The following is a 16,092-nucleotide window of genomic DNA, read 5'->3' as shown; positions in this document are numbered from 1 at the left end:
GTTGGAGTCCTCCTTAGAGGTATCGATCACGAAGAAGTTGAAAAGGGTATGGTTCTTGCAGCTCCTGGTTCCATTAAGCCCTACAGAAAATTCCAGGCACGTGTCTATATCCTAAGTAAAGAAGAAGGTGGAAGACACAAACCCTTCCTTACAGGTTATAAGCCTCAGTTCTTCTTAAGAACTGCAGATGTAACCGGTACCATTACCCTTCCTGAAGGTGTCCAGATGGCAATGCCAGGTGATAACGTCGATATGACCGTCGAACTTATCTATCCTGTTGCTCTTGAAGAAACCCAAAGATTTGCTATCCGTGAAGGTGGTAAAACTGTAGGTGCTGGAGTTATTACAAAGGTAATTGAGTAAGAGGAAATAGAACATGAGGGACATAATTCTACTCGAATGTACTGAATGTAAAAGAAGAAACTACGCAACTACTATTAATAGAAAAAATAATAAAGATAAATTGCAGATTAAGAAATATTGTAAATTTTGTAAGAAACATACTGTGCACAAGGAGGTAAAGGCATAGGCTCGTAGCTCAATTGGTAGAGCAACGGTCTCCAAAACCGTAGGTTGGGGGTTCGATTCCCTCCGGGCCTGCCAGTAAATTATGAAAGAGAAAGAAACAGCAAAAACTAAAACCACAACAACACAAACCGTTACTTTGCCAAAGACCTCTTTTAGAGATTTTGTTAGAGGTGTTTGGATTGAGTTAAGATATAAAGTTAAGTGGCCTACAAGGAAAGAGTTGATCCAGGATTCTTCAATTGTTGTTGGTTTTCTTGTGTTTTGGACTATTTATGTTGGTGGTTGGGACTTCTTGTTTGCACAACTCTTAAAACTTGTATTGAGTAAATAAAATGAGAGAAGACGAAACTAAGGTTGCTCGTTGGTACCTTGTACATACATACTCTGGCAAAGAGCAAAAGGTTCTAAACGAACTTAAGGATAGAATTAAAGGATACGGTTTAGAAGACCGTATCCTTGAGGTTCTTTTGCCTGTTGATTACTATAGTGTTGTTGATAAGAAGGGTAAAAGAAAAATTAAACCTGTGAAGGTTTTCCCCGGATATATTCTTGTAAAGATGATTATGGATGATGAATCTTGGTATGTTGTAAGAAATACTCCAGGTGTTTTGGGTTTTGTTGGACCGACAGGAAAGCCTACACCTATCTCAGAAGAGGAAATTAAAAAAATAATAGAGGAACGAGTAACCGAAGAGAAGGCAAAAGAAAAATTACACTTTGATATTAATGATAGAGTACGCATTCTTGTAGGGCCTTTTAAAAATATGGAGGGTGTAGTGGAAGCAATAGATGAGGAAAAAGGCACTGCAAGAGTTGTACTCAAAATGTTCGGAAGAGAAATGCCTGTTGAAATACAGAGTGAATATATTCAGAAAGTTTGAGGTGATTTTATATGGCCAAGAAAAAGAAATTAGTTGGACTTGTAAAACTCCAATTAGAGGCAGGTAAGGCCACTCCTGCTCCTCCTGTAGGTACTGCACTTGGACCAAAAGGAATTAATATAATGGATTTCTGTAAGAGGTTCAATGCTGCAACTCAAGGGCAGGAAGGCTATATTATTCCTGTTTTGATTAGAGTTTATGAGGATAGGAGTTTTGACTTTATTTTAAAAACTCCTCCTGCATCTTCTTTAATTAAGAAGGCGCTTAAGATTGAGAAGGGCTCTCCTGAGCCGAATAAGAAGAAGGTTGGGACTATAAAAAGGTCTCAACTTATGGAAATAGCAAAGATTAAAATGAAGGACCTTAACACAACAGACCTTGAGGCAGCAACTCGAATAATCGAGGGCACCGCAAGAAATATGGGTGTTACGGTCATTGAAGGTTAAGTAAATTTGTGGGAGACTTAAAGTCTTTTACCACAAGGAGGTTAAAGTGAAAAGAGGAAAAAGGTATTTAGAGCTTTTGAAGAAGATTGATAGGCAAAAGGCCTATTCAATTGATGAAGCAATTGAAACTGTTAAAAATCTCAAAAGTGCAAAATTTGATGAAACAGTAGAAGCAGCTTACGTTTTGAATGTTGACCCAAAGCAAGCGGATCAAAACGTGCGTGGTGTTATTACTCTTCCACATGGTACAGGTAAGAGCGTAAGAGTCCTTGTTTTTGCAACAGCTGATAAGGCACAGGAAGCGAAAGATGCTGGTGCTGATTATGTAGGAGGCGAGGATCTCATCCAGAAAATAGAAAAAGAAGGATTCCTTGATTTTGATGTTGCCATTGCAACACCAGATATGATGAAATCCTTAGGACGTATTGCAAAGATCCTCGGACCGAGAAAACTTATGCCAAGTCCTAAGTCTGGAACAGTAACAATGGACATTTACGACACTGTGAAGGAATTTAAGGCAGGTAAAATTGAATTTAGAGTAGATAAAACTGGCGTTATCCACACTGTAATTGGCAAATCTTCATTTACTCCAGAACAACTTAAAGAAAACTTACTTGCTTTAAATTCTGCAATTATTAAATCAAGACCTGCTTCAGTAAGAGGGCAGTATGTAAAGAAAGTTTACCTTTCACTAACAATGTCTCCAGCAGTAAAGGTAAACGTTAATGAACTTTTAAGAGCATAAAATTGAAGTAACTTTAAAACCGAAGACAGTTGGTGGGGATTTTCCCCTTAAAGCTTGCCAACCGAGGTTGAAAGAATAAGGTTGCATGTTTACCTCTTTCGCCCGGTTGGCAACAACCGGGGTTTTTATTTAAGGAGGCTCTATGAAGAGAGAAGAAAAACGAAAGATTATTGATGAGATTGAGGAAAATTTGAAGAAGCTAAAAGAGCAGAGTGTTTTCTTTGTAGATTTTAAAAGTATAAAAGGAAACGACATTACCAATCTAAGAAAAGATTTTAAACTATCGGGTATCTACTATAGAGTAGTAAAAAATGACCTGTTAAGAATTGCCTGTAAGGAGCTCTCAATTGAAGTTCCGCATAATATTTTTGTTGGTAATGTTGCACTCGTTGTTTCTTCAATGGATCCTACTGAACTTGCAAAGAAATTTGTTGAAGCAAAAGATGCAGATGAAAAACCTTTCTTTGAGATGAAGGGTGGCTTTGTAGATGGTAAGTATCTAACTGGTCCTGAACTTGTTGAACTTTCAAAACTTCCACCAAAACCAGTAATTATTGGAAAACTTTTATATCTTTTGAATTCACCAATTCAGAGGCTTGTTACTGTGCTCTCAAAACCAGAGAGAGATTTGGTTACAGTTTTAAACCAAATTAAAGATAAAAAAGAAAGTATAGCAGCATAAATTAAAATTTTAAGGAGGCTTAACATGACAAAAGAAGAAATTATCGAAGCAATTGAAAAAATGAGTGTTTTGGAGCTTTCAGAACTCGTTAAAGCACTTGAGGAGAAATTTGGAGTAACTGCAGCAGTTCCTATGGCAGCTATGCCAATGGCTGGTGCAGCACCACAGGCAGCACCACAAGAAGAGAAGACAGAATTTGACGTAGTTCTTGTTGGTTTTGATCCTGCAAAGAAGATCAATGTTATTAAAGTTGTAAGAGAGACTCTAAACCTTGGTTTGAAGGAATCCAAGGATGTAGTTGAAGCAGCAGAAAAAGAGCCACAGAAGATTAAGGAAGCTCTTCCAAAGAAAGACGCAGAAGAGCTTAAGAAGAAATTAGAAGAAGCAGGCGCAAAAGTAGAATTAAAGTAAAAAGTAATTCTTGAATCTTCTTAACAAAGGCAGGGAAACTTCCCTGCCTTTTTAAATTAGATTGAATGGTGACTTTTCTGAAGTTGAAAGTTTAATATTTGATGGGTCAATATAATTTTTTAATCTTACAAATAGCGCATTTTTAAAAAATTTTTCTGTTTCAAAATGTTCAACGTCAAGCACATTTAATCCTCTTTCCTTAATTGCAAGTGCAGTGTGATATCCGATATCACCTGTTATGAAGAGTTCTGCATTGTTTATTACACTTTCAAAAATTGATCCACACGCTCCGGTACAAATTGCAACTTTTGATATTTTTGCATTTGCATCACCAATGTATCTAACATAAGAAGTGTTTGTTTTTTCCTTAAATGTTTTAACAAAGTTTACAATATCTTGTTCAATTTCAAGGGTTCCAATTGCTCCAATTCCTTCATTTTTCTCAAAAAGAATTTCAAAGACATCAATTGCAGGTTCTTCGTAAGGGTGTGATTGTCTAAGTTTATATAAAGCTTTAGAAAGATCTCTTTCTCTAACAACAACCTCTATTCTTACTTCATTTACAAACTCTCTTTTGTTTTTTTCACCAATAAATGGATTTGCATTTTCAAGTGGCCTAAAAGTACCAACTCCCTCGACATTAAAAGAACACTCATCGTAATTTCCAATGTGTCCTGCGCCGCCTTCAAAAAGTGCAACTCTTACTTTCTCCACAAAGTCCTTAGGAACATATGTTGCAACTTTGTAAACTTTCTCTTTGCTTTGGATTATTGGTTTTTCTTTTTTAATACCAAGCAAATTTAAAAAATAATCATTTAGTCCATTTTCTGCAATGTCAAAATTTGTATGAAAACTTATTATGTTTATTCCATTGGTGATTGCTTCATAAAATGCTTCACTTTTGCCTTTTTCAATATTCTTAATTGCTTTAAAAATTACAGGATGATGGGTTATTATTGTTTTTACTCCAAGTGCTTTTGCTTCCTCAACAACACTTTTTTGTAAGTCAAGAGCAATAAGTATGTTTAAAGCTTCGCTATCCAAATCACCAAATTGAAGTCCAGAATTATCATAATCCTCCTGAAGAACAAATGGAGCAATTTCATTAAGGATATAGATAAGTTCTTTTACTTTCATTTCTTAAAACCGAGTTATTTAAAGTCCAAGCTCATCTGCAATTCCAATAAGAGCTTGTAAGGATAATTCAAGAAACTCATCCAAAGGAATTCCAAGTTCCGTTTCACATGATTTTATTTGTTCTCTATCTGCACCTGCCGCAAAGCTCTTCTCTTTAAATTTCTTTTTCATTGACTTTAATTCAACCGATGCAAGTTTCTTATCTGGTCGAACGAGTGCTACTGCAATAATGAAGCCTGTTATAGGATCTACTGCCCAAAGAGCTTTGTCAAGAAGTGAAGTCCTTTCTACACCATGTCTTTCATTATGTGCTAAAACTGCATGCACTATATCATCTTCAAATCCAAGTTCTTTAAGCCATTGTGCACCAATTTTACTATGAATTTCTGGGTTTTCTTTTGTCTCTTCATAGTCGATATCGTGAAGCAAACCTGTAAGCCCCCACTTTTCTTCGTCTTCTCCAAATTTTCTTGCAAGGGCCCTCATAACAGCTTCTGTTGCAAGCATGTGTTTAATAAGATTTTCATCATGTACTTTTTCATGTAAAAGTTTTAATGCCTCATCTCTTGTAAGCATTTTTTCACCTCTTTTCTTTAAAGATTCTATAATCTAAGAATGGAAATATACTATCTTTTTTTTCAAGATACGATAAGAATGTTTCATCTATTTTGTCTTCTAAGATTTCTTTGTAAAGTTTATTAAAAGTATTTATATGGAATCTTTGCATTTCTGTTGCATAATTAATTGCGCTTCCTACTGTGATCAAAAATGCCCAATCAGAACTTTCGGCTAAAAGCAGTTCTTTTGCACACATGTTTAGAGCTCTTTCTTGTAATTTACTTTTCGGTTTTTCGAATTGTTTTGCAAGATTGAGCATACGCTTTCCAATAACACTTAAATGAGGATAAATCCAATCTGTATTATCATTAAGCCATACTCTAAAATAACCTCCATCTCCCCAAGAGGAGATTGCAGGCTCAGATACTTGCATAACAGGATATCTATCAATATATTCGGATAGCGTTGTTGTCTCAATCACTTCAGAATATTTATCAATCTTTCTCATTAGTGTTGCAAGAAATTCAGGTCCTTCAAACCACCAGTGTCCAAAAAGTTCTGTATCAAATGGAGCAACAACAATCGGTTTTCTGTCCATGATACTTGAAAGATACTCTATCTGTCTTTCTCTATTAAACATGTAATTTCCTGCATGTGTATCTACCATCTCAAGTGCTTTTGTTCTATCGTAGAGTTCTTTTTTATCAAGTCCTGTATTTCCTGTGATTTTATGGATTTTTATTCCAGAATCAACCTTAAATCCTGCTGGGTGTATGTATTTTTTAACTTTATTTTCTTCAATTTCATAAACAATATCTTTATAAAATTCCCTGTAGTTAAAATCTCCCGGATATCCTTCTTTCGCTGACCAGACTTGTTTTGAAGCCTCAGGATCTCTTCCAAAAAATGCAACGCCGTCTTTGCTTACGATTGGCGCCGAAATTCCATAGAAGGCTGTAGGCTTAGCATTTATTAAACCGTGAGCATCTAGTATCGTGTATTCAATCCCGTATTTTGAAAGAATTTCAGAAACTGGTGGCGCATAAGCGCATTCACCAAGCCAGATTCCACGAGGATTCCTTCCGAAGATACGCTTATAATTCTCAACTCCAACTTCAACCTGCACTTCTTGGATTTTTCTATGCGTTTCCAAAGGAAGGATTTCATGTGTTGCAGTGCAAGTAATAACATCTATAAATCCCTCGTTTTGAAGATCCTTGAAGCCGTTTATTACATTTCCTTTTAAGGTGGTTCTAAAAAATTCGTAGAGCGTTTTAAGCCTTTCAAGATAAAAACGGAAATTTTCTCTCTTCTTTTCATCTTTCTCATTTTTAAGAAGATCTTCAAGAAGGGCAATTCGCAAATTTATGTACCGCTTGAACCGATTCATAAGGAGATCATCCAAAAGCATATTGGAAAGGGGTGGCGTAAGAGACATTGTAAGTCTAAAATGGATTCCCTCATTTTTTAACTTATAGAAGTTATACAAGAGCGGAAGATAACTTTCTGTTATTGCTTCGTATAACCAATTTTCCTCTATGAAGAATTCTTCTTCGGGATGTTTTACAAAAGGTAGGTGTGTGTGTAAAACTATTGCAAGATATCCCTTTTTCATTGTCCTTCTCTCTTGTAACGTAAATATTTTATCTCTCTTGCGGTTTTAATTTCTTCATTAATGACCTCTTTCATCTTATCTTTTTCTACTTTTTGTGGTTTTGCTTTCTTTAAGGTTCTTATATCTACAAATTCAGCCTTGCCTTCAGTTCTTTTTGTTGTTGGTATAATAATTTCATTTGATTCAATTATTTTAGCAAATTTGCCATTTTTCTCTATCCCAAGAACTGCTTTTATCTTTTTATCTTCTTCAACTCTTACATAGCTTTTACCATGCTCGATATTAACTTGAATTTCAAATTTTTCATGTTTATCTTCAAAAACTTTCAAAATGCCTGTGCCGCTTTCTTCTTTTACTTCCCAGTTTACAAAGGCATATCCAGGCTCCTTAGGAATTATAATTAAGTGTGTTTCTCCAGTTTTCTCTTGAAGTTCTTTTCTTAATTTCTCTTCAATTGCTTTCAGCTCCTCAAGAGGTTTTTTTGCCTTTTTTATTGCTTTTATTAATTCTTCTTTTTTCATCTTGTTTCTATTTTTAATTCCATGCAGTTTTGCAAGTCTTAAAAGTTCTTTTCTTTTTAGCTTATTGAGATTTTCCATACTGCTCCTCCATTAGTTTCCTCGGAAATTTATATCCTCTTTCAAGGACTATAATATTAGAAGTAGTTACATAAAAGTACTTCTTGTCTATTTCAGGGTTATATCCGATTTCAACTCCATCGGGAATTTCAACGTGTTTGTCAATAATTGCCCTTTTAATCTTTACATTACGACCTATCTTAACTTCTCCAAATATAATTGAGTCTTCTATAATACTTCCTGCCTTTACTTTTACGTCGTAAAAAATAACTGAATTTCTTATTGTTGCACCACTTATAATGGAACCTTCTCCAATAATTGAGTTTTCAACTTTGCTTTCAATAAGCGTTCCGTCAAGTTCACCCTCAGTTATTTTGCAGGGAGGATACTGCCTTGAGTGAGTGTATATTGGCCACGATCTATCAAAAACATCAATTTTGGGATGTGGTGAAAGTAAATCCATATTTGCACAGTAATATGCATCGATTGTACCAACATCCTGAAAGTATCCATAACTTCCGTCTTTATTTCTAAATTGGTGAGAGAAAACTTTGTATCCGTGATGGATTGCATAAGGTATTACATCCTTCCCGAAGTCGTGGGAAGATGTTGAAATCTCTGCGTCGTGTGTAAGTAGTTCAATCAGGACATTGGGCTTGAATAGATAAACACCCATTGATGCAAGACATTTTGTTGGATCATCTTTAAGTGTTGGAGGATCTTTTGGCTTCTCTTTAAAATTTATTATTCTTCCTTCTTGAGTGGTTTCCATTATTCCAAAGGCACCTGCTCTTTCCTTATCTATAACTATTGTTGCAATAGTAATATCTGCATCGTTTTTAAGGTGTGTATATATCATGTCTTTGTAGTCCATCTTGTAAACATGATCACCTGAAAGAATGATTACAAGTTTTGGTTTTTCCTGTTCGACAAAGTACAGGTTCTGGTAAACTGCATCTGCGGTTCCTAAGTACCATCTTTCGCCGAATATCTGCTGTGGTGGGACATCAACTACATATTCGTTAAATCTCACATTAAGAAAATTCCATGCAAGTGCAAGGTGTCTTCTTAATGAGGCTGACTTATACTGTGTTGCAACTGCAATTCTTCTTATGCCAGAATTTACACAATTACTCAAGGTAAAATCTATAATTCTAAATTTTCCGCCAAAAGGCACTGCAGGTTTTGCTCTTTCTTTTGTAAGAGGGTATAATCGCTCTCCTTTTCCGCCTGCAAGCAAATACGCAAAAACATCTTTTTCGATGTCTATCATGATAATCCCCTTTTATTTATTATTATAGCACTATATTTTGAAAATTGAAAAATTGGTTGATTTTTAGAAAAGCGAATCTTTGGATTTAAATCCAAGATATTCCTTTGCGGCTGTTGTTATAATTCTCCCTTTTTGCGTTCTTACGATAAAATTTATTTTTATTAAGTATGGTTCTACTATCTCTTCAATAGTACCTCTATCTTCTCCCATTGCAGTTGCAATTGCTTCAATGCCTGCAGGACCGCCTTTAAAATTATTTAGGAGAATGTTTAGATATTTTCTATCAACTTCATTAAGACCATACTCGTCAATGTTGAGACTTTTAAATGCATTCTGTGCTACTTCTTTGTTAATTATTTTAAAACCATTTACATCTGAATAGTCTCTTACCCTTTTTAAAAGTTGAATGCCTATTCGTGGAGTACCTCTTGCTCTTTTTCCTATTTCATAAGCTCCTTCTTCTGTAATGTTTATGTTGAGAAGTTTTGCGTCTCTTAGGATAATCTTCATTATTTCTTCTGGTGTGTATAGTTCTAGATGGAAAACCATTCCAAATCTATCTCTTAGTGGCGGAGAAATAAGTCCAAAACGTGTAGTTGCGCCGATAAGAGTAAAAGGCTGTAAATTTAATGTTATAGTGTGTGCGCTTCTTTTAGAACCAGTTATAATTGGCAATTTAAAATCTTCCATTGCCGAGTACAAAACTTCTTCAACAGGTTTAGGTAATCTGTGTATTTCGTCAATGAAGAGAATATCATTTGGAGAGAGATTTATAAGGATTCCTGCAAGGTCAGATACCTTTTCAATTGAAGGACCTGTTGCATATTTGAGGCTTACCTTAAGTTCCAGAGCAATTATCTTTGCGAGAGTTGTTTTTCCAAGACCAGGAGGGCCATAAAAAAGTATGTGATCAAGATGATCGTTTCTTGATTTTGAAGATTGGATTGCTATTTTTATACTCTGAACGACCTTTTCCTGCCCAACGAATTCATCAATACTTTGCGGTCTAATGCTTTTCATTGCTTAGTTTTTTAATGCCTTCCTTTATCATCTCTTCTAAGGGTTTTGTTTTATCGAGGCTTTGTACTACTTCTTTAACTTTATTTTTATCAAATCCAAGAGATATAAGTGATTGAGCTACAGTGTCAAGAATTTCATCTTTTGTTTCTTCAAGTTTTTTAAGTTCTCCTCCAATTTCAAGAACAATTCTTTTTGCAGTTTTTTCTCCAAGTCCTTTTACCTTTAAGAATGTTGAATAATCTCCATTCTTTATGGCTTCTTTTATTTCGTTGAGTGTTAAAAAACAGAATATATCAAGTGCCTTTTTTGGTCCAACTCCAGATATTTTATCTGTTATAAGTTTAAAAAAAGTTAGTTCATCTTTATTTTGGAAACCAAAGAGATTAATTTCATTTTCCTTTATATCTTCAAAAATATATAATTCATATTCACTACCTAGTTCAAACTTCTTGGGATATGGCACAAGAACTTCGAATCCGATACCTTTGACATCTAAAACGATTGCATTTTCTTCTTTTTCTATAATTATTCCTCTAAGTTTTCTAATCATCTGATACCTTAGAATAAAAATCGTATGAGTAAATATGGCATAAGGCAACTGCAATTGCATCTGCTGCATCATCTGGTTTGGGAAGATCTCTAAGGCTTAAAATTGCCTTTAGAGCATCTTGGATTTCGCTTTTTGATGCTCTTCCAAAACCAATTACTGTTTTTTTTGCTTGAAGCGGAGTGTATTCAAAAACCTTTTTGTTATGAATATATGAGGATAATAGAACAACTCCTCTTGCCTCACTCACACTTACTACCGTTTTAAGATTTGTATTAAAGAAGATTTTCTCTATTGCTACAAAATCAATATCGTAGTCGTTAAAAATTTGAGATAGGTCTCTATAAAGAACGCCGAGCCTTTCTCCTAACTCGGCATTCTTATTTGTTTTTATAACTCCGTATTTTACAAGATTTATTTGATTTTTTTCTTTTTCAACTATTGCAAAACCTGTTGTTGCTACACCTGGGTCAATACCAAGAACTGTAAATTTGTCAATTTTACGATCCAATTCTTTCTGCAATTGCCTTTAACTCTTCTTCGTCAATATCGTAATTTGTGAAGTAATCCTGAACATCGTCATGATTTTCAAGTTCATCTGAGAGTTTAACTACTCTTACCGCATCTTCTCCTGTAACTTTTACAAGTGTTTTTGGTATCATTACCAAGTCCGCTTCTTTTATCTTAAATCCTTTTGATTCAAGAGCAGTTTTGACTTTATCAAGATCTTGTGGGGCTGTATAAACTGTAAATACTCCTTCTTCTTCTTTTAGATCTTCAGCACCTGCATCCGCTATTTCCATAAATAAATCATCAAAGGACAAACCATTTGAATCTTCAAGTTCAATTTGTCCTTTTGTTTCAAAATTCCAAGAAACAGCACCAGATTCTGCAAGGCTTCCTCCATAGTTTGAGAAGATTTTCCTGAGTTCTGCAACAGTTCTATTTTTGTTGTCTGTGGAAATTTTAATTATGAACGCAGTACCCGCAGGACCATAAGCTTCATAAGTGAATTCTTCATATGTAACACCAGGGAGTTCTCCTGTTCCTCTCATTATTGCCTTTTTGATATTATCCATAGGCATGCCAAGTCTTTTTGCTTTATCAATTGCGTTTCTAAGTCTTGCATTGGTTTCTGGGTTTCCACCGCCTGAACGGGCTGCAATAATTAGTTCCTTTGTTAACTTTGTAAATAATTTTCCACGTTTTGCATCTTGTGCAGATTTTCTTGCTTGTATGTTATGCCATTTAGAGTGTCCTGACATTATAACCTCCCTATTTATTTAAAAAACTTTTAACACTTTCTATAAACATTTTATGAATTCTGGGATCATTTCCAAGTTCGGGATGAAAAGCTGATGCATATACATTACCTTGTTTTAGAAACACTACTCCTTCCTCAAGGCTTGCAAGCGCATCAACATCACTTCCAAGATCGATAGCAACAGGTGCTCTTATAAATATCGCATGAAATGGATCTTCCAAACCTTTTACCTGAAGGTCTACTTCCATGCTATCTATTTGTCTTCCAAAGGCATTTCTTACAACTGTTATATCAAGTATACCAAGTGAAAATTGATTGTAATTTTTGATTCGTTTTGCAAGAAGAATCATTCCTGCGCATGTTCCATAAACAGGCATACCTTCTTTAATTCTTTCTTTTATCACATTTTCAAGACCAAATTTAGTTATAAGCCTTCCCATGGTGGTACTTTCGCCACCTGGCATTATAAGACCATCTATTGCCTTTATTTCTTCTACTGTTTTAACTGGAATTGCCTCTACACCCAGGCTTTTAACCATGTTAATGTGTTCAGAAACTGCACCTTGCAAAGCTAAAACACCTATTTTCATACTATTCGCTCCTTACTTGCATTAATTCATCTTCTGTGAGTTGTCTTATATCAATACCTTTCATCTCTTCTCCGAGTTCCTCTGAAACTTTTGCAATGATTTTCGGATCATCAAAATATGTTGTAGCAGCAACGATTGCTTCTGCTCTTTTTCGTGGATTAGAAGACTTAAAGATGCCAGAACCCACAAAAACTCCATCTGCTCCAAGCTGCATCATTAAAGCTGCATCTGCAGGAGTTGCAATTCCACCTGCTGCAAAATTAACAACGGGAAGCCTTCCTAAAGCTTTAACTTCTTTGACAAGTTCAATTGGGGCACCAAGTTCTTTTGCTTCAACATAAAGTTCTTCTTCGCTCATATTCTGAATTTTTCTTATTTCATCCATAACCATACGCATATGTCTAACTGCTTCTACAATATTCCCAGTACCAGGCTCACCTTTTGTTCTTATCATTGAGGCACCTTCTGCAATTCTTCTTAAGGCTTCACCGAGATTTCTTGCTCCACAAACAAAAGGAACCTTGAACTTCCATTTATCTATGTGATGAGTTTCATCTGCTGGTGTTAAAACTTCACTTTCGTCAATAAAATCAATTCCAATTGCTTCGAGGACCTGTGCTTCAACAAAATGTCCAATTCTGACTTTTGCCATTACAGGAATTGAGACGGCATTCATTATTGCCTTAACAAGTGCAGGATCCGCCATTCTTGCAACACCACCCTGCGCCCTTATATCTGCCGGGATTTTTTCCAAAGCCATAACGGCAACAGCACCAGCTTCTTCTGCTATTTTTGCTTGCTCTACGGAGGTAACATCCATTATTACTCCACCCTTTAACATTTGAGCAAGTCCTCTTTTCACTTTAACACTTCCAAAGATTTCTTCCATATCGTTTACCTCCTAACCTTTATATTTTACATCTTTTTCTTAAAAAATCAATATTGAATTTGCGTTTTCTTTATTGAATTTGTAGACTATATAATTGAAGCAGGAATATAAAACATCATTAGGAGGTAAAAGTGATAGATGAAAAAAAATTATCCCAAAATACTTACAAAGAGGAGTTTATTAAATATCGGACTGTTGTTCTAAAGGCACTAAATAGAGCTCTTGAAAGTGTTGACCCTTATAATAGCGTTAAAAAATTTGTGAAAAGAATTGACGATAAGATTGAGATTGATGGTAAAAGTTACAATTTGAAGGATTTTTCCCGTATATATGTGATAGCATTTGGAAAGGCAAGTATTAAGATGTTTAAAGCAATTTCAGAAATTGTCAAAGTTGACAGTGGAGTTGTTGTAAGCAATGCATTTTCCGATTTTGAATTGTCTAATGTGAGATTTATAAAAGGTGGACATCCTATACCTGATGAAAAAAGTGTTGAGGCGGGAGAGGAAATTCTAAGACTCGCAAGAAACACAAGTGAATCTGATTTGACTTTTGTACTTATATCCGGTGGTGGCTCAGCTCTTGTTGAAAGTCCTTTGATCGAGTTATCAAGACTTCAGGAATTAACCAAGTTGCTTATGAAGAAAGGAGCAGATATTAATGAACTAAATGCAGTAAGAAAGCATCTTTCAAGAATTAAAGGAGGGAAGCTACTAAAAAGTCTTAAGGGAACGGTTATTTCACTTATCATTTCTGATGTAATTTTTGATCCTCTTGATGTCATTGCATCAGGTCCCACTTATTTTGATTCTTCAACTTTTGAGGATGCAGTTTCTATTTTGAGAAAATATAATCTTAACGATGAGTTTGATGATGTTGTAAAAATTTTTGAGGAGGGTTTAAGAGGCAATATTGAAGAAACTCTTAAGCCCGGCGAGAAATTATTATGCGCATTTGAGAATCACATTATTGCTTCAAATTACATTGCAAATAAAGCACTGCTTGAGTTTTTAAAAGAAAGTGGTATTAATACATTTTACCTTGGCCCTGGAATACATGGCATTGCCTCATCTGTTGCAAAGGCGATTGCAGGTATTGGAAGATCAATTGATTTAGGCTATATAGATATAAGAAAGCCTACTGCGATAGTTTTTGGCGGAGAAACAACTGTTGAAGTTAAAGGGAATGGTATTGGTGGAAGAAACTCTGAATTAACACTATATATTGCAAAACATCTTGAGCGGACAAACTTTGTTTTTGCGTCAATTGGAACAGACGGGATAGACGGAGTGAGTCCTGCAGCCGGTGCTATAGCAGATTCGCAAACTTTGGAAAAAGCAAAAAGACTAAATTTAGATATCAATATGTATCTTGAAAATAATGATTCTTTTACTTTTTTTGATAAACTTGGTGATGCAATTATTACTGGACCAACTGGTACAAATGTTGCAGATATTTCAGTGCTTTTGATCTTTTAAATAAGTAAAGGCCACATATGTGGCCTTTACAATATTATCCAAATATTAGTGAAAGAATTAATACTCCTATCATTGCACCAATACCTGTAACAAGGGATCCTGCTGTTTGAAGTTTATATGCTTGTCCTACATCCATATCTGAGAAGTTTGCGACAACCCAGAAGTAGGAGTCATTTGCATGAGATACAATCATTGAACCAGCACCAATTGCAAGAACAACCAATGCTTTTTGAGGTGTTGTAGTGTAACCAAGTGAGGGAAGCATGGGGGCAAGAATAGATGAGGTAGTAATTAAAGAAACTGTTGAAGATCCCTGTGCTGTTTTAATTGCTGCGGCAATTACAAAAGGAAGGAAAAGTCCCATCCGAAACTTTGCAAGTTCTGTTCCTAAAAAGTTTCCTACTCCACTTGCTCTTAAGACACTTCCCAAGGATCCACCTGCAGCAGTAATAACAAGGATTATAGCAGAAGTCTTAATTGCTTCTCCAATCCAACCATCGAATACTTGTTTTTCCCATTTCGTGAGTGTTGATGCAATAAACACACCTATAAGTAATGCAATGTTTGGATTTCCAAGAAAAACAAAAAGTTGCTTCCAAAACCCTGTTCCAAAAGGATTTGAAGGGAATGATGCAATTGAGTTTAAGGCAATAAGAATGAGTGGAAGAACTATTGGTAAAAATGACATAAAGGGACTTGGGAGTTGTCCAAAACTCTGTTTGAGTTCTTTAAAAGTCCTTCCATGACCTGGATCAATCCAGATATTTTTGCCGACTTTGACTGCATAAAGCCAACCAGCAATCGTTGCAGGAATTGAAGCTAACAAACCTAAAAGAATTACAATTCCAAGGTCTGCCCCAATGTTTCCTGCCGCAGCAACTGGTCCTGGTGTTGGCGGAACAAGACAATGTGTTGAATATAGGCCCATGCTAAGTGCAGTGCCCATAACTGCAAGTGAAATTCCTGAGGCCTCTGCAAGGCTTCTATTAAGTGCTTGTAGAATTACAAATCCTGAATCACAAAAAACAGGAATCGAAACTATATAACCGGCTATAGCCATTGCAAGTGGAGCATTATAGCTTCCAACAATTTTTAGAATAGTTTCAGCCATGACAATTGCAGCTCCGGTCTTCTCTAAGAAATATCCAAGGATTGTCCCGAGCACAATTACAATACCAATGCTTGTAAGGGTACTGCCAAATCCACCAGTAATTAAATTTATAACACCTGTGATTGTTTGATTGTCTTTTTTTACATCAAGAAGCGGTGGTGTTCCTGTTAAAACAAAAGAGAGAAATCCATAGATAAGTGCTGCAAGTAAAAGTACTAAAAATGCATTTACCCTTAGCTTTGCTGTCATGTAAACAATAAATGCAATTACCAAAATTAATAAAACTGTCTGAATTAACCCTGAGGACATTTTGCACCTCCTTTAATGTGTTTTTTGTTT

Annotated in this window: 20 protein-coding genes, 1 tRNA gene, 1 pseudogene and 1 other annotated feature; of the genes and pseudogenes, 10 read left to right on the top strand and 12 right to left on the bottom strand. The window is 35.4% G+C overall.

Annotated elements, in window-relative coordinates; genetic code table 11:
- The 9 genes and pseudogenes from tuf to rplL form a co-directional block, all read left to right on the top strand.
- A pseudogene (tuf, locus tag ACP5SP_RS01725) lies at positions 1-363 on the top strand (elongation factor Tu); the annotation flags it as partial.
- 13 nt (positions 364-376) lie between these two features.
- Positions 377-529: a 50S ribosomal protein L33 gene (rpmG, locus tag ACP5SP_RS01720; RefSeq protein WP_416084881.1), complete on the top strand. Its 153-nt coding sequence runs from the start codon at positions 377-379 to the stop codon at positions 527-529.
- Positions 528-603 (top strand) — tRNA-Trp (locus tag ACP5SP_RS01715). Before rpmG ends, ACP5SP_RS01715 begins: the two co-directional genes overlap by 2 nt.
- A gap of 7 nt (positions 604-610) precedes the next feature.
- On the top strand, positions 611-859 hold the full coding sequence (gene secE, locus ACP5SP_RS01710; RefSeq protein WP_416084880.1) for a preprotein translocase subunit SecE: 249 nt from the start codon (positions 611-613) through the stop codon (positions 857-859).
- Between the two features lies 1 nt (position 860).
- Positions 861-1,409: a transcription termination/antitermination protein NusG gene (gene nusG, locus ACP5SP_RS01705; protein WP_416084879.1), complete on the top strand. Its 549-nt coding sequence runs from the start codon at positions 861-863 to the stop codon at positions 1,407-1,409.
- Positions 1,410-1,420: 11 nt separating this feature from the next.
- The gene (rplK, locus tag ACP5SP_RS01700) at positions 1,421-1,855 is read left to right on the top strand and encodes a 50S ribosomal protein L11 (protein ID WP_416084878.1); all 435 of its coding nucleotides are present in this window, start codon (positions 1,421-1,423) and stop codon (positions 1,853-1,855) included.
- A gap of 46 nt (positions 1,856-1,901) precedes the next feature.
- On the top strand, positions 1,902-2,600 hold the full coding sequence (gene rplA, locus ACP5SP_RS01695) for a 50S ribosomal protein L1 (protein WP_416084877.1): 699 nt from the start codon (positions 1,902-1,904) through the stop codon (positions 2,598-2,600).
- A 1-nt stretch (position 2,601) separates the two neighbouring features.
- Positions 2,602-2,737 (top strand) — a sequence feature (ribosomal protein L10 leader region).
- A 5-nt stretch (positions 2,738-2,742) separates the two neighbouring features.
- Positions 2,743-3,282: a 50S ribosomal protein L10 gene (rplJ, locus tag ACP5SP_RS01690; protein ID WP_424586901.1), complete on the top strand. Its 540-nt coding sequence runs from the start codon at positions 2,743-2,745 to the stop codon at positions 3,280-3,282.
- A 24-nt stretch (positions 3,283-3,306) separates the two neighbouring features.
- A complete protein-coding gene (gene rplL, locus ACP5SP_RS01685; RefSeq protein WP_416084875.1) occupies positions 3,307-3,693 on the top strand; it encodes a 50S ribosomal protein L7/L12 in 387 nt (128 codons plus the stop codon).
- 51 nt (positions 3,694-3,744) lie between these two features.
- Here rplL and ACP5SP_RS01680 read toward each other — a convergent pair whose 3' ends face one another.
- The 11 genes from ACP5SP_RS01680 to pdxS form a co-directional block, all read right to left on the bottom strand.
- Positions 3,745-4,830 (bottom strand): Nif3-like dinuclear metal center hexameric protein, encoded by a 1,086-nt coding sequence (locus tag ACP5SP_RS01680; RefSeq protein ID WP_424596538.1) that lies wholly within the window; start codon positions 4,828-4,830, stop codon positions 3,745-3,747.
- Between the two features lie 18 nt (positions 4,831-4,848).
- Positions 4,849-5,406, bottom strand: coding sequence for an HDIG domain-containing metalloprotein (locus tag ACP5SP_RS01675; protein ID WP_424586899.1), 558 nt, complete (start codon positions 5,404-5,406; stop codon positions 4,849-4,851).
- A gap of 4 nt (positions 5,407-5,410) precedes the next feature.
- A complete protein-coding gene (locus ACP5SP_RS01670) occupies positions 5,411-7,003 on the bottom strand; it encodes a glycoside hydrolase family 57 protein (protein WP_424596539.1) in 1,593 nt (530 codons plus the stop codon).
- Positions 7,000-7,602 carry a Rho termination factor N-terminal domain-containing protein gene (locus tag ACP5SP_RS01665; RefSeq protein ID WP_416084871.1) on the bottom strand — a complete coding sequence of 201 codons (603 nt, stop codon included), beginning with the start codon at positions 7,600-7,602 and terminating at the stop codon, positions 7,000-7,002. Before ACP5SP_RS01665 ends, ACP5SP_RS01670 begins: the two co-directional genes overlap by 4 nt.
- Complete coding sequence (gene glgC, locus ACP5SP_RS01660; RefSeq protein ID WP_416084870.1) at positions 7,586-8,854, bottom strand: glucose-1-phosphate adenylyltransferase; 1,269 nt, start codon at positions 8,852-8,854, stop codon at positions 7,586-7,588. Before glgC ends, ACP5SP_RS01665 begins: the two co-directional genes overlap by 17 nt.
- A gap of 63 nt (positions 8,855-8,917) precedes the next feature.
- Positions 8,918-9,874 (bottom strand): Holliday junction branch migration DNA helicase RuvB, encoded by a 957-nt coding sequence (gene ruvB, locus ACP5SP_RS01655; RefSeq protein WP_424586897.1) that lies wholly within the window; start codon positions 9,872-9,874, stop codon positions 8,918-8,920.
- Positions 9,861-10,424 (bottom strand): Holliday junction branch migration protein RuvA, encoded by a 564-nt coding sequence (gene ruvA / locus ACP5SP_RS01650; protein WP_416084868.1) that lies wholly within the window; start codon positions 10,422-10,424, stop codon positions 9,861-9,863. The genes ruvB and ruvA overlap by 14 nt, the downstream gene beginning before the upstream one ends.
- Complete coding sequence (ruvC, locus tag ACP5SP_RS01645) at positions 10,417-10,932, bottom strand: crossover junction endodeoxyribonuclease RuvC (RefSeq protein WP_416084867.1); 516 nt, start codon at positions 10,930-10,932, stop codon at positions 10,417-10,419. Before ruvC ends, ruvA begins: the two co-directional genes overlap by 8 nt.
- Positions 10,922-11,686, bottom strand: coding sequence for a YebC/PmpR family DNA-binding transcriptional regulator (locus ACP5SP_RS01640; RefSeq protein ID WP_416084866.1), 765 nt, complete (start codon positions 11,684-11,686; stop codon positions 10,922-10,924). Before ACP5SP_RS01640 ends, ruvC begins: the two co-directional genes overlap by 11 nt.
- Positions 11,687-11,696: 10 nt before the next feature.
- Positions 11,697-12,275, bottom strand: coding sequence for a pyridoxal 5'-phosphate synthase glutaminase subunit PdxT (gene pdxT, locus ACP5SP_RS01635; RefSeq protein ID WP_424586895.1), 579 nt, complete (start codon positions 12,273-12,275; stop codon positions 11,697-11,699).
- 1 nt (position 12,276) lies between these two features.
- Positions 12,277-13,164: a pyridoxal 5'-phosphate synthase lyase subunit PdxS gene (gene pdxS, locus ACP5SP_RS01630; RefSeq protein WP_424586894.1), complete on the bottom strand. Its 888-nt coding sequence runs from the start codon at positions 13,162-13,164 to the stop codon at positions 12,277-12,279.
- 131 nt (positions 13,165-13,295) lie between these two features.
- Here pdxS and ACP5SP_RS01625 point away from each other — a divergent pair, with 131 nt between their 5' ends.
- The gene (locus tag ACP5SP_RS01625) at positions 13,296-14,642 is read left to right on the top strand and encodes a glycerate kinase type-2 family protein (RefSeq protein ID WP_424586893.1); all 1,347 of its coding nucleotides are present in this window, start codon (positions 13,296-13,298) and stop codon (positions 14,640-14,642) included.
- A 34-nt stretch (positions 14,643-14,676) separates the two neighbouring features.
- Here ACP5SP_RS01625 and ACP5SP_RS01620 read toward each other — a convergent pair whose 3' ends face one another.
- Positions 14,677-16,062 carry a GntP family permease gene (locus ACP5SP_RS01620; RefSeq protein ID WP_428075918.1) on the bottom strand — a complete coding sequence of 462 codons (1,386 nt, stop codon included), beginning with the start codon at positions 16,060-16,062 and terminating at the stop codon, positions 14,677-14,679.
- Between the last annotated feature and the right edge of the window lie 30 nt (positions 16,063-16,092).

Origin of the sequence: Caldisericum sp. (assembly GCF_049967455.1) — a bacterium.
In the GTDB taxonomy this organism is placed as follows: Bacteria; Caldisericota; Caldisericia; order Caldisericales; family Caldisericaceae; genus Caldisericum; species Caldisericum exile_A.
Note: the sequence above shows the minus strand (reverse complement) of the source record. Positions and strands in the feature narration are given on the sequence as shown.